The following is a 12525-nucleotide window of genomic DNA, read 5'->3' as shown; positions in this document are numbered from 1 at the left end:
ACAGCTGGTGTAAAGAGCGGCTGTGCTATCCTTGACGAACCGCCGTATACGCGACCCGTACGTACGGTGGTGTGAGAGGCGCACCCCGTCAGTTAACACTGGCGGGGCCGTCTACTCGATTAGGCACTTTTTTATTCAATTTTATTCAGTTCTAACGAAATTTTATTTTCATTCAGAAACTTGTCAAAATCTTGTCGGTTATCAAATTCTGTCGTATTTCTTTTTACAGTTTCCGAATCAGGTAAGCTTTCATAATCATTCTTTATTACCCAATATTTAAAAAATCTGTCTTCTGTTCGTTTTCTGCCGTTTCCTGTTTTTGCAATAATCCATTTGTCATTATCTGCAATCTCCAAAACAGTCATTGGTACAATTTCATCTCCTGAAGTGGCACAACTTTCCGTTTGATAAAGAATTCTTCGGTCAACATTATCATATTCGGATAGGTAGATGTTATTCCCCAAGTAATCTTCTTTTGCGCCAATACAGCAAGAGTTAAGTGAAATAACTAAAATCAGAAAAGCCAATATGTTTTCAATTCTATTTTTCATTCAAATTGTGCCTAACGTTTTGCGGCTTGGCGTTCGGGCGGGGTTTCGGAGCACCCAACTTTCAAACCGCTATAAATTTTATTAATTGCACTTACCTTTCGCCTTGCACGACACCCCGACTGACGCCAAACCGCTGTTATAGCCAGTTTTTACTCTAATTTCATTATTAAAAGTCCATTCAACTCACACAAGTAGGCAACATATTTTTCGTCAGGAGAAAGAACAAGACTATGGCAATTTTCTCCACCGCTTGTCCAAAGTTTCTTTGCTTTTTCTCCCTTCTTAGACACTATAAGAGAAACAGCCATTCCTTCCATTTTAAGTTCAACCTTTGTCCCGTTTTTTGTTTTGACTTCACGTGGATTAAATTTAGATACTTTTTCAAATTCTTTTTGCTCCTTATCTGTCAGTTCTGAATATGCGTCTTTTGTTGTCAAAACGCCAATTATTTGTCCACGCCATTTAGCATCAACTAAGTCAATATTTGTTAATCTAAACTTATACCACTTTCCTTCAATATTACAGGCAACAAAATCTGAGTTTGGCGACCATAATGGATATTCGTCAATAGCTTGAGACTGTACAATTAAAACTGTTTCCGTTTTTAGTCGTGCCATTTCTGAATTCAAGTTCTTCGTAGTGTCTTGTCCGTAAACATTGAAAGTCAAAACTGTCAAAATGATAATGTAAATTTTCTTCATTGTCGTCTTTTTTAAAATAGGCTATAACGTACTTGACCATAAGGCGGCGTAGCTGGCTTATGGGTGTGGTTAGTCTAATTTTTATTTTATAATTTCTTCCCACTTTCTAACAGCACTTGAGTATTGATTAAATTCAGTCCATTCGTCTTCTGAACCGTATTGAGAGCTCTTATAGACAGAAGAGTCGTTCAGTATCCTAATCTCAATTCTTTTATCATTGACAGGAGAGTACCTTCCCGTAATAAAGCCTTCGATATTCTTTCCATTGATTTCAAATGATAATCTTATTCCTGTATCATCTGGGTATTCAATGCGGGAACAGTAACAATGAAAAGTTGCGACACCACTTGGCTCTAATTTAGAAACCTTAAAACTTTTATTGTTTCTTGCTACAATTTTGAGTTCAGAAACTTTATACTTAGAATAGTTTGCAACAGATAACTCAACCTTATTTGAGTGTATTCTTACAGAGTAGAAAACTACTAGATTAAATATAAGCGTAAATGCAAAGAGCTTGGCAGAGAAGCCCCAAACAGAATCTTTCTTTATGCGCTTCGCTTTGAACAACAGTATGCTGGCCCAAACTAACAGACTCGGCGCAACAAATAAGACAAGGGAATAAATATATAAATAGCCGACCCAAATCCACAAAGCAGAGATTGTCCCTTCATACCAAAATGTTTTAACAAGATACGCACTTAAAGTAGCTAAGCTGATAAATACATTCAACGAAGTAATAGCTATTGATGCGCTTCTATTCATCTCTAAGAATTAAGACTAACGTTTTGCATATGGCTTGTGGCGGTTTCGAAGTACTTTCCTGTCCACCGAAACCAAAGCTGGCTACGAAGCGAAAACCTTGCTGGCAGCCGTTTACCCGCCATAAGCTATATGCTGTGTGTGCGCCCAGTATGGGCACCTGATACTAAAGGTATCATATTATTCCAGAGGGTGCAAGTCCCTTACAGGCAAGTTGGTGAAGCCTGTTAGCAAGCCGCAAGCTGGCTGGCCGCGAGGCATGCAGTGAAGAAAGCGGGACTGCAAAATCCGGTACTGACGAACAGAAAGTACATAAGAGGCATAGTAGCGCGGGTAAGCAAGCACACCTTTGCAACGCCCCTGACCAACAAGCGCTGGTATGTAGATGTGCCGGGAATCGGAGGAAGGAATGTGCTCTTACCTGGGGAGGCCTTGGAATAGATTCGGTTTCTATGCGCCAAGGAGTCAGCAGAGGCCATAGTAGTTGGAGGACACGAGCTGCCAGAGAGAGGCAGAGGTCTCACAAACCAATGAAGGGCTGAACGTTCAGTTGCTCCAAATTCGGCAGGGAGGCTTTAGCCAGCCTTGCCTTAAGCGGGGCAGAGATTACAAGCAAAGTAGTAAAGATGGTAGAGAAGGTACTTCACCGGGGGAACATGCTCCGGGCATACAGGCACGTTGTGGCCAATAAAGGTTCGGCCGGTGTGGACGGTATGCCTGTGGAGCAGCTGGCGCAGCACCTGAAACAAAACAGGGACGTAATCGCCACTGACATCTGCCACGGCAGGTATCTGCCCCAGCCTATCCTTGGGGTAGCCATACCCAAAAGCAACGGCAAGAGTCGCCTGCTGGGCATTCCCACCGTCACCGACCGGGTGCTGCAACAGGCCGTAAGCCAGGTGCTCACTCCGCTCTTTGAGCCCGGGTTCACTGAGCACAGCTACGGCTTTCGTCCGGGCCGCAACGCCCACCAGGCCGTGCAGCAGTCACACCGCTACATCCACGAGGGCTATCAGCACATCGTGGATATTGACCTTGCCAACTTCTTTGACGAGGTGGACCACTGCCTGCTCCTGCAACTGCTTTACCGCAAGGTAAAGTGCCCTCTGACCCTTCGCCTGGTCCGCAAGTGGCTTCGCGCTCCCATGCTTATGGGAGGGAGGTTGGTCAAACGCCGCAAAGGTGTGCCGCAGGGAAGCCCGCTCTCGCCGCTGCTCTCCAACATCCTGCTTCATGAGCTGGATAGGGAGCTGGAGCGGCAGGGACTGCGCTACGTGCGCTATGCCGACGACTTCAGTGTCTATACCGAGCGTGCAGATACGGCCCGCAAGGTAGGCAACGCCGTGTTCCTTTTCCTCAGGGACAGGCTAAAGCTGCCTGTCAACAGGGAGAAGAGCGGTGTCCGCAGACCGGTGGATTTCCAAATCCTGGGCTACGGCTTCGTGCCCACCTACAAGAAAGGAGACAAGGGTAAATATCAGCTGGTAGTGGCCAAGAAAGGCTGGGACAGGTTAAAGCAGAAGCTAAAGGGTATCACCCGTAAAACGATGCCCTGCTCTTTTGATGAGCGTATCGGGCAGCTGAAAGAGGCCCAGCGAGGCTGGGTTCGCTACTTCCGGTTGGCCAGTATTCAAGGCAAGCTCAAAGAAGTGGACAGCTGGATACGGAACCGGCTCCGGCATTGCATCTGGCATGACTGGAAAAGACCGGAACGGAAAAGGAAGAACCTGATTCGGCTGGGCGTTCCCAAATGGCAGGCGTATGCCTGGAGCAGGACCAGGAAAGGAGGCTGGGCTGTGGCTCAGAGCCCTATTCTGGTGACGACGGTTACGGTGAAAAGGCTGGTCCGTAGAGGGTATGAATCACTGCTTGACTACTACAGGAAAGTAGCTCCACAACTTAACGAACCGCTGTATACGAGACCCGTACGTACAGTGGTGTGAGAGGCGCACCCCGTCAGCTAAATCTGGCGGGGCCGTCTACTCAATTAGCGGTTCGGGCTTTTTTTATTTGTCGGTAAAGTCATTTTTATTCTGTCGAATGTAATTTACCTGAATTTGTTGCAGGTTCTCAGTCTGATAAAGTTCATAGAATTCATCGTCTAAGTCGTTTAATGGATTGTCTTCATATGATTTGCTAAATCCTTCAATTGTTCCGTCTTGATGTTTTGTGATTTCTTGGTTTTCTTTTTCATAAATCTTATTCGCTCGTTCAGTCAGGTTGGCAAATTTGTTCGCACCGACAAGTTTTAATGCTGCTGGTAGTTCATTGTAAAACTGTCCACTTGAGTTGAAGTAGAATTGATTGTATCCACCGTTATTTACTTCTGCTTCTAACAGCCAAATCAAATAGATTGCTTGTCTTGACTTATTCCAAGTCATTACGGTTTCATATTCTTTTTCGTAGTTGTCTGGAAGTTTTGTCGTGAGGTTATCAAAAACCACCTGCAATAACTCATCATCAGAATTAGAGTCAATAATTTCATTCGTCAATTCTTCGTGAATTGGTCTGTTTTTAAACGCTTCTATTGATTGGGCAATCTGGTCGTCCATATCATTTGTTTTTGTACTGTCATTGTTCTTAGTCCGTCCCGAACAGCCGAACAAGTTTAAAATTGTTGATATTATTCCCATTATTAAAAATGTTCTTATCATCGGTGTCGTCTTTTGCCTGACCGCTAACGGTTTGTGTAAACAGCGTGCGAGGCCGCCGGCCGAAGGATGTTGTTTACGCAATGTTGGCGCATTTAATTTTACGGATTGTCTTTTAAATTCCTCTATTCTTAAGTAAATTTCTTTATTTACTTAAATTCAGCTTTTGATTAATCAAAGGGTTGCTTTTGGCATATTCTCTAAACCTCAACTTTTGGGTCCATTCATAGTTTCCCAGATGGCTTAGGACCATTTTGTTTTCAGTAAAAGATACTTTCCATTTTTTCCCTTCATATGTTCCATTATTCAAAATCAAGGTATCAATAGTTATTCCTGCAAACTTGCCGTAATCTATCCGTTTGAGAATGAAAATTTGGCCATTAGGGATAAGCAAGGTTTCAGTTCTACCCATAATCCCCAAACTATTTAATCTTGAATTATAATAGACCTTTTCTACCTTCTGGGCATACAAAGTGAAGCAGAAAAGACATAAACTAAAGGTCAATATTAAAGTTTTCATAACTTTTATTTGTGCCAACGGTTCGTGTATACCTTGTGCGAGGCCATCAGCCGAAGCATAAGGTATAAACCTTGTTGCCCGACGTGGTTTTCCTTTTATTTACTATCGTGACAAAGACATGCTTCTCTAAAACTTAGCTGCTCTGCCAACTCAAATTCGTTTAGTAAACTGTAAATCGGCTGGTAGTTAACTTGCTCTGGTACACTAACAGAATAATAACCTTTAATAACGTTTTCCATTCCTTCATATTCGCATCCAAAAGAGGTAAGCTTATCTAAGACTTCCTTCTTGTCCGCATGCTCAAAGAAGATAATATTTATAGTAGTGTTTCCAGAAGGTTCTACTAATTCCTTTACTACCAATTCATCATCTTCTTTTTCAACTCTCACAACGTCTCCGTCCGAATAGCTCGTGACAAAGTACGGAATGTTGTCAATCTTGTAATAGCCCTTTTCTTCATCTATAGGTTCAGCCCAAACTCTTTCCACATAGTCTTCATCTAAGATGTCATTCCAGAACCTAAAGATTATTTTTTTCATAAATTTCTATGACGGGCAACGTTTAGTACAGCCTATGTGCGAGGCGTAGCCGAGCATAAAAGCTGTGCCTTGTTATGTGAAGAAGTTCTTGTTTAAATTATTTCATTTTTTTCGCAAAGCTGAATTAGTTGCCCCTGCTGGTCAAATTCAAGAAAGTAGTAGTCAATTGACCTATGTCTCCTATATGCCACAACTTCTACAAAATAGCTTTCTCCAATAAGTTTTCTAGGAAGCACGAACACTTTAATTCTATTTGACCTTTTTCTAATCTTTTTTACCTGAATATTTGACTTCGGGAGTTGTAAAACTTTAGGTTGTTCGATAGGCTGAGAAAAGATTGCTTTCCTTGTTTCTTCGTCCCATTGTTTACAAGTCATCAATATTCCAGAGTAATTTGATGTGTCGGTTTTAGTGGCAAACTCTGCTATTTTTATCTCTGGGTACTTGTCAGTTATGATATTCTTGAAATAATAATTAGCTGCCAATTGCTCAAAGTTTGGTTCTGCACCAGATGTAAAGAGTGCAAGTAGTAGATGAACAAATAACAGCTTCATTTCTTAGATTATTTTACACATAACGTGCTGGTATAGCGGGTGGTGAGGCAAAGCCGAAGTATACCTGCTATACTTTGTTGAGCTAAGTTATTTTTCTTTTTTACACTTAAGACTGATTTCCTTCACCGCTTCCAGATAGGCTATCCCAAAGGCAACGTCAACTGTTTCATAGCCGATAGAAGTCTTTTCTGCTCCGATTGAGTACTCAATGAGTCCCTGCTTCTCCTGTGTCAGGTAGGTAGAGGTTTTACCGTCCGAGAAAGTGAATTTGTAGAATGTAAAAGGAAATTCACCTACCACTTTTCTTTTTCCTAGGTCGCCTAAATGCATGAGTGTATCTATTTGAATAGTTGTAGATACTTGCTCAATCTTACTTATTTCTCCTGTGCTGCTTGACCATGATGTGCAAACTTTAGCTCCTGTACTTGACGTTGTTTGTTTAAATTTAGCTAAGTCTGTGTTTGAAAGAGAATCAAAGTATTTTAAATCTTTCTCTAGCTTGACGTTATCAGGCAAGACATTGTGAGCTTCCTTAAGAATGGCCCTGTCCTTCGCCAAACTTTCCTTCAATGTAGAAGAATTGTCCAGATAAAAGAACAAGTATAGAGCAAACAGAAAGACTACCTTCATAACTCTTTTCTCTTAATTTTAATTAAGCTCAACGTTAGTCTAGGTGGCGTCTCGTTGGAGGGTCGCTGTGCTCGGCAAGGTTCCTCCAATGGCATCTAGACGGTGTTGGTCGAGGTTGTTTTCCCTTTTTTCTCCCGGGTTATGCGAACTTTACCCCGGATTAATGCGAACTTTTTCTTTTTATTTTTTAGGGAAAACAACCTGAATGGTTGGGTTATTTTCACCTTTTAAATTCCTTCTAAGTGGCGCTTTAGCCGCAGGCAATGACGTTAATGTGCTATTGGCGACGTTGCCACAGGCGTCAGGCCCCGGCCTGGCTCACAATCAAAAGAAAAACAAATCAATCATTGGCCTCTCTATTGCCGGCAACCCTCTGTAAAAGAGCCACTAGGCGAAGTTATGCGCTTGACTTTGTCATTTCCCAACTATAACTTCGCCCGCTCAAAGTCTTGCCTGGACGCTTCCGTCCGAAAGCCAGCTTTCTCCCGGCTTCGCCGAAGCAAGACTTCCAGTCAGAAACTAAATTTCTTCCTTTGGCTCTTTTCTGATCGTTGCCCGCTTTAGTGGCCTTTGATGCCCTCCAGCCCCTTAAAAGCCTGAAAGACACGCCACTTTAAAATTTGAAAATAATCCCAATCACGGCCAACTATCGTGTATAAGGAGGAGTTCCGGTTATTGGCCCTTTAGCTGGAGTGCTGAGAACCTGCTCTTCAAGGGTTTTTGACATCAGGTAAGGGTCCGGCTTCATCTTCTATACAATTTAAAGCTAAATATAGAACATTCCTATAAATTGTCAAGCGGGCTGACAATATTTTCCAGTCCGTGGCTGGTGATGTGGGTGTAGATTTCAGTGGTCTTGCTGCTCTTGTGCCCCAGCAGCGACTGGATGTAGCGCAGATTCGTGCCCTGCTCCAAAAGGTGCGTGGCAAAGGAGTGCCGGAGCGAGTGGGGCGTCACCTTCTTCTGCAAGCCCGCTTTTTTCACGCAGTCCCTGAACACGTTGCGGATGCTGTCGGTGGTGTACTGGCCCCCGTACTGTCCCTCAAACAGCCACACTTGCGGCCTATACTCCCGGTAGTAGGCCCTGAGGCTCTCCAGCAGTTTCTGCGAAAGCAGTGTGGTGCGGTCCTTCTTGCCCTTGCCCCCGCGGATAAGCAGCAGGTTCCTGTCAGACTGTACATCGGTGATTCTCAGGTTGATCACCTCCCCGATCCGCAGCCCCCCGGCGTAGAGCAGCTGCAGCAGGCAGCGGTGTTTCAGGTTGTTAGTGGCCGAGAGAATCTTCTGCACCTCCTGCCTGCTGAGCACCGTGGGAAGCCGGTCGGCCTTCTCGGGCCGCTCCACCTGGCTCAGGTCAAGCGTGTGCCTGCCCAGAATGCGGTGGAAGTAGAACTTAACCGCATTGATGCTCTGGTTCACAAAGGAGTAGGAGTAGGTTCCGGCCTGCACCATTTGCCGATGGTAGGAGTTTATCTCTGCCGTGTCGAAACCGTTGATCTTATCAAGGCCTTTCTCCCTGTGTCCGTTAAAGAAGCGCAGCAACAGGGAGTGATAGGTGCGGATCGTGGTCAGGGAGTAGTTGAGCAGGAAAAGCTTCTCCAGGTACGGCAAAGGGCAAGTGATGTAGTCTGTGTCTTTTCTGTAGGTCTGCTCCCAAAGCCTGCGCATGATGGTCATGTCATTTATCTTCAGCGTGCCAGAAAGCCATACCTGCGCCGTGTCCTGAACCAGGTCCAGCAGTTGGTGCAGGTCAACTGACGCTGTGTCCAGGGCAAAGCAGCGGGACTCTGCAAGCCAGCGGCAGCTGCTGCTTGACCGTAATAACCTGTAAATGCGCTCGTTGTAAGGGAACGAGATCTGTATGAGCGCCTTGCCATCGTACTCGAGCGGCTGCAGTCGGATGACCGGAAGCTCAGGTAATTTTATGAGCGGCTCCGACTGCAGGCTGCCCGAGGTTACCACAGCGCCCAAGGCCGGCCTCAGCCTCTTGGGCCTGTTAAGGTATCGCACATCTACAAACGCCACCCCCTGGAAGTGCCTGTGCAACAGTTCAATGGCCTCCGGCGTTTTGTGCGTCACAAAGCACTTGTACGTCTTGCTGTATTTCACAATGTTGCTGCCTTTCAAAAGCTTGGTGATCCGGTGGTCTGGCTTGTACCACAGGCGAATGAACTGCTTCCCCTCGTGCTCAAGCGTGTTCAGGTACAGGACGGGGGCTGTGTGGTAAGTCTGCTGCATAGGGTCTGCTGTTAATTTTGCCCAAATGTAAACCCCACGGACAACTCATCCGTTTTTTGAAACACATAAGTACGTTTATAAACGCAACTATACGTTTCAAAAAACGGATGTTCTAATGAAGGAGGAAAAACAGTGTCCGCAGTGCGGCAACAAATTGAGCGGGAGGCTAGACAAGCGCTTCTGCTCCAACCAGTGCCGGGCGCAGGCCCACAACGCGAACAGGCGGCAGAACAGCGGTGAGCAACTCATGCTCAGCATCAACTCCATCCTGCGCCGCAACCGCACGCTCCTCAAACAAGCCAGCCCACAGGGGAAAACCACCACCTACCGGGAGGTGCTGGAGATGGCCGGCTTCGACTTCCGCCACTTCACCCACCTCTACCGCACCAAAAACGGCAACACCTATCACTTCTGCTACGACTACGGCTACCTGCTGCTGCCCGAGGAGAAGGTGTTGATAGTGAACTGGCAGTCATATATGGAGGCAAAATAAAAAAGCCCCGGATTGCTCCGGGGCTTTTCATTATGTAACAAGCTTAAAATTAAGCGTTGTTCTCTTCTTCAGAAGTTTCGCCTTCGTTAGACTCTTTTGCTTTTTTAGCAGCAGCAGCTTCTAACTTCTTAACGCCAGCTTCTTTCTCGCTCTCCATCATTTGCTCTTTCAGGGCAGATAATGCATCAAGGTCGCCAAGTGTAGACTTGTTCTCTACTTCTTTTGGAGCCTTAGGAGCTTTCTCTTTCTTCTCGCCAGCAGGCTTCTTCGTAGCTTTTGCTATTCTTGCAGCATCAGCAGTCTCAGTGTGCGTTGCCGTGTGAGAAAGGATGATCTTACGATCTTCTTTAGAGAACTCAGTTACTTTAAAGTCAAGGCTCTCGCCTGCTTCAACCTGAGAACCATCCTCTTTAGTCAAGCCTTTAGGGAAAGCGAAACCTTCGATACCGTAAGGTAACTCTAGCGTAGCGCCTCTGTCTGATTTCTCAAGAACAGTAGCTTTGTGTACTGATCCGATGTTGAATACAGTTTCGAAAGTATCCCAAGGGTTCTCCTCAAGCTGCTTGTGGCCTAACGCAAGTCTTCTGTTAGGAACGTCAAGCTCCAGAACAACTACGTCAAGGTTTTCACCAACTTTAACGAACTCAGATGGGTGCTTGATCTTCTTAGTCCAAGACAGGTCAGATACGTGTACCAGACCGTCAACACCTTCTTCAAGCTCCAGGAACAGACCGAAGTTAGTCAGGTTACGAACTACGCCAGTGTGCTTCGTGCCTACTGCATACTTCGTTAACACATCCTCTTTCGTCCATGGATCTTCAGTAAGCTGCTTGATACCAAGAGACATCTTACGCTCTTCGCGGTCAAGCGTCAATACAACTGCCTCAACCTCGTCGCCTTGCTTAATGAAGTCTTGTGGGTTGCGCAGGTGCTGAGACCATGACATTTCAGAAACGTGGATAAGGCCTTCAACGCCTGGCATCAGCTCAAGGAATGCGCCGTAGTCAGCTACGTTTACGATCTTGCCTTTAACTTTAGAGCCAACCTCGATGTCAGCAGGAAGTGCATCCCACGGATGTGGTGTAAGCTGCTTCATACCAAGAGAGATACGCTTCTTGTCTTCGTCGAAGTCAAGCACAACGATCTGTACTTTCTGGTCAAGCTGCAATACTTCCTCCGGGTGGTTGATACGACCCCAAGAAATATCTGTGATGTGAAGCAGGCCGTCTACGCCACCAAGGTCGATGAACACACCGAAGTTTGTCATGTTCTTGATAACACCTTCCAGAACCTGACCTTTTTCCAGGTTGTTCAGGATAGCTGCACGCTGCTGCTCCAGGTCTTTCTCGATAAGTACTTTGTGAGAAACAACTACGTTGTCGAAAGCGGCGTTGATTTTCACAACCTTCACTTCCATTTTCTTGCCTACGAACACGTCGAAGTCGCGGATCGGCTTAACGTCGATCTGAGAACCTGGCAAGAAGGCCTCCACACCATGGATATCCATGATAAGACCACCTTTCGTTCTTCTCTTAACAACACCCTCAAGAATGTTATCATTCTCAAGCGCATCGTAGATGCTAGCCCAGGCAGAAACGATTTTCGCTTTCTTGCGAGACAAGATAAGCTGACCGTTTGGATCTTCCTGGTCTTCGATAAATACTTCAACTTCGTCACCAACTTTCAGCTCAGGTAGATCTCTGAATTCTGAAACCGGAACCAAGCCGTCAGATTTGAAACCGATGTTCAGGATCACGTCACGATCAGTGATACCAACAACTGTTCCTTTAACAACCTCCTGCTCCTGTACAGTAGTCAGGGTGTCGTCATACATTTTTTCCATTTCGGCTTTCTCAGCTTTGCTGTATCCGGCACCGAAACCTTGAGACTCAAACTTGTCCCAATCGAAATTTTCTGGAGAATTACTCATATTGTTTTACTGCTCTGGAGTAGCCACCAGCGTAGAGCAATCCGCTGGTTTGGTTTAGGTTATACATTTCCCCCTGGCAAGCCAAAGAGCCATTCACTTGAATGAGCCGCAAAAGTAATAAATTCTCTTATAAAATACTAATAATGATTGCTTTTGCAAGTATGGTTTTTGGTGAGGGGAGGTATAAAGAAGTATAGGATAGATGATAATCAGTGAAGGGGTTCAAGTCTTACGATGTTATTACATTCGATACGGTAGATCTGGAGGGAATTGCAACTGTCGTCCTTAGTGCTGGCTTTTCTATACTTTTATATCTAGTTACTGTGCATCCTTATTATAACTAGCCTATCGTTTCACCTTTGGCTTTGGTGCCCTCAAGGCCGGGCGGCCTCGCCTTTGCGCATCGCGCTGCTTTCGCTTCCTTTGCTCCTTGCGTCGCAATGCCTCGCTTGCGCTCGTCACCGGAACCTCTCGAGGCGCTCAACGCAAAGGCTGGGATGGACACTTCTTAGCTAGTGGTTTTTGCAACTGGAAACAAAGTATAAATCTGATTTGTAGGGACAGGTCGTGACCTGTCCGCTTGATGGCTGTACTACGAAGCTTATACTTCAATTTAAAAAAGGCGGAAAGTCCCCCTTTGAAGGGGGTAGGGGGATGTTTACACCTGCGTAACTCCCCTCCTTGGACAATCGAGAACGAGAGTTCGAAGATTGCGAGCGTAGCTCTGAGGGGATAAAGGGGTGGTTTGACCCGGATATGCAAAACTCCACTCTTTGAGAAGGGCGTATGGGTGTATCAATCGTGTTCTGAAAACTCCCCAACTCAGATAAGCCTACGACCCCGGACTAGCTTTAAGAGAGGGCAGACAAGGTCAGGTTCACCATCAGCCCAACCTTTTAAATCATGCCTTACAGCACCGGTTGTATCAAGTATAAACAACCGCATAAAGCTTGAAACCT

13 protein-coding genes are annotated in these 12525 nt (G+C 45.4%); 3 read left to right on the top strand and 10 right to left on the bottom strand.

Translation table 11 applies throughout. The annotated features are described in order from the left end of the window. Positions 1-131 precede the first annotated feature (131 nt). The 3 genes from AC4BAP_RS07415 to AC4BAP_RS07405 all read right to left on the bottom strand — a co-directional run bounded on the left by AC4BAP_RS07415 (position 132) and on the right by AC4BAP_RS07405 (position 2014). Positions 132-551: a DUF3997 domain-containing protein gene (locus tag AC4BAP_RS07415; protein WP_490581988.1), complete on the bottom strand. Its 420-nt coding sequence runs from the start codon at positions 549-551 to the stop codon at positions 132-134. A gap of 149 nt (positions 552-700) precedes the next feature. Further along, positions 701-1252 (bottom strand): hypothetical protein, encoded by a 552-nt coding sequence (locus tag AC4BAP_RS07410; RefSeq protein WP_490581987.1) that lies wholly within the window; start codon positions 1250-1252, stop codon positions 701-703. A gap of 81 nt (positions 1253-1333) precedes the next feature. Further along, positions 1334-2014, bottom strand: coding sequence for a hypothetical protein (locus AC4BAP_RS07405; RefSeq protein ID WP_490581986.1), 681 nt, complete (start codon positions 2012-2014; stop codon positions 1334-1336). A 261-nt stretch (positions 2015-2275) separates the two neighbouring features. Here AC4BAP_RS07405 and AC4BAP_RS07400 point away from each other — a divergent pair, with 261 nt between their 5' ends. Both AC4BAP_RS07400 and ltrA read left to right on the top strand, forming a co-directional pair. Then, on the top strand, positions 2276-2452 hold the full coding sequence (locus AC4BAP_RS07400; protein WP_490581985.1) for a hypothetical protein: 177 nt from the start codon (positions 2276-2278) through the stop codon (positions 2450-2452). A 185-nt stretch (positions 2453-2637) separates the two neighbouring features. Beyond that, the gene (ltrA, locus tag AC4BAP_RS07395; RefSeq protein WP_490581984.1) at positions 2638-3954 is read left to right on the top strand and encodes a group II intron reverse transcriptase/maturase; all 1317 of its coding nucleotides are present in this window, start codon (positions 2638-2640) and stop codon (positions 3952-3954) included. A 63-nt stretch (positions 3955-4017) separates the two neighbouring features. Here the strand turns inward: ltrA and AC4BAP_RS07390 are convergent, their stop codons facing one another. The 6 genes from AC4BAP_RS07390 to AC4BAP_RS07365 all read right to left on the bottom strand — a co-directional run bounded on the left by AC4BAP_RS07390 (position 4018) and on the right by AC4BAP_RS07365 (position 9143). Then, positions 4018-4563, bottom strand: a complete 546-nt coding sequence (locus tag AC4BAP_RS07390) for a DMP19 family protein (RefSeq protein WP_490581983.1) — start codon at positions 4561-4563, stop codon at positions 4018-4020. Positions 4564-4807: 244 nt separating this feature from the next. Continuing rightward, the gene (locus AC4BAP_RS07385; RefSeq protein WP_490581982.1) at positions 4808-5182 is read right to left on the bottom strand and encodes a hypothetical protein; all 375 of its coding nucleotides are present in this window, start codon (positions 5180-5182) and stop codon (positions 4808-4810) included. A gap of 95 nt (positions 5183-5277) precedes the next feature. Beyond that, the gene (locus AC4BAP_RS07380) at positions 5278-5721 is read right to left on the bottom strand and encodes a DUF4265 domain-containing protein (protein ID WP_490581981.1); all 444 of its coding nucleotides are present in this window, start codon (positions 5719-5721) and stop codon (positions 5278-5280) included. 92 nt (positions 5722-5813) lie between these two features. After that, the gene (locus tag AC4BAP_RS07375; protein ID WP_490581980.1) at positions 5814-6275 is read right to left on the bottom strand and encodes a hypothetical protein; all 462 of its coding nucleotides are present in this window, start codon (positions 6273-6275) and stop codon (positions 5814-5816) included. Positions 6276-6362: 87 nt separating this feature from the next. Next, on the bottom strand, positions 6363-6905 hold the full coding sequence (locus AC4BAP_RS07370) for a hypothetical protein (RefSeq protein WP_490581979.1): 543 nt from the start codon (positions 6903-6905) through the stop codon (positions 6363-6365). Between the two features lie 783 nt (positions 6906-7688). After that, complete coding sequence (locus AC4BAP_RS07365) at positions 7689-9143, bottom strand: tyrosine-type recombinase/integrase (protein ID WP_490581978.1); 1455 nt, start codon at positions 9141-9143, stop codon at positions 7689-7691. 115 nt (positions 9144-9258) lie between these two features. Between AC4BAP_RS07365 and AC4BAP_RS07360 the strand changes: the two genes are divergently transcribed. Further along, complete coding sequence (locus tag AC4BAP_RS07360) at positions 9259-9636, top strand: hypothetical protein (RefSeq protein WP_490581977.1); 378 nt, start codon at positions 9259-9261, stop codon at positions 9634-9636. Positions 9637-9685: 49 nt separating this feature from the next. Here AC4BAP_RS07360 and rpsA read toward each other — a convergent pair whose 3' ends face one another. After that, complete coding sequence (gene rpsA / locus AC4BAP_RS07355) at positions 9686-11566, bottom strand: 30S ribosomal protein S1 (RefSeq protein WP_490581976.1); 1881 nt, start codon at positions 11564-11566, stop codon at positions 9686-9688. Between the last annotated feature and the right edge of the window lie 959 nt (positions 11567-12525).

Source organism: Pontibacter sp. GD7, from assembly GCF_058216375.1.
The sequence above is the reverse complement of the archived record's forward strand: the minus strand, read 5'-3'. Positions and strand labels throughout refer to the sequence as shown.

Excerpts from the sequence above, each read along its gene's own strand:
- AC4BAP_RS07415 (WP_490581988.1), bottom strand. The coding sequence starts at position 551 with ATGAAAAATAGAATTGAAAACATATTGGCTTTTCTGATTTTAGTTATT.
- AC4BAP_RS07360 (WP_490581977.1), top strand. The coding sequence starts at position 9,259 with ATGAAGGAGGAAAAACAGTGTCCGCAGTGCGGCAACAAATTGAGCGGG.
- AC4BAP_RS07405 (WP_490581986.1), bottom strand. The coding sequence starts at position 2,014 with ATGAATAGAAGCGCATCAATAGCTATTACTTCGTTGAATGTATTTATC.
- AC4BAP_RS07365 (WP_490581978.1), bottom strand. The coding sequence starts at position 9,143 with ATGCAGCAGACTTACCACACAGCCCCCGTCCTGTACCTGAACACGCTT.
- AC4BAP_RS07410 (WP_490581987.1), bottom strand. The coding sequence starts at position 1,252 with ATGAAGAAAATTTACATTATCATTTTGACAGTTTTGACTTTCAATGTT.
- AC4BAP_RS07385 (WP_490581982.1), bottom strand. The coding sequence starts at position 5,182 with ATGAAAACTTTAATATTGACCTTTAGTTTATGTCTTTTCTGCTTCACT.
- rpsA (WP_490581976.1), bottom strand. The coding sequence starts at position 11,566 with ATGAGTAATTCTCCAGAAAATTTCGATTGGGACAAGTTTGAGTCTCAA.
- AC4BAP_RS07375 (WP_490581980.1), bottom strand. The coding sequence starts at position 6,275 with ATGAAGCTGTTATTTGTTCATCTACTACTTGCACTCTTTACATCTGGT.
- AC4BAP_RS07370 (WP_490581979.1), bottom strand. The coding sequence starts at position 6,905 with ATGAAGGTAGTCTTTCTGTTTGCTCTATACTTGTTCTTTTATCTGGAC.
- ltrA (WP_490581984.1), top strand. The coding sequence starts at position 2,638 with ATGGTAGAGAAGGTACTTCACCGGGGGAACATGCTCCGGGCATACAGG.
- AC4BAP_RS07380 (WP_490581981.1), bottom strand. The coding sequence starts at position 5,721 with ATGAAAAAAATAATCTTTAGGTTCTGGAATGACATCTTAGATGAAGAC.
- AC4BAP_RS07390 (WP_490581983.1), bottom strand. The coding sequence starts at position 4,563 with ATGGACGACCAGATTGCCCAATCAATAGAAGCGTTTAAAAACAGACCA.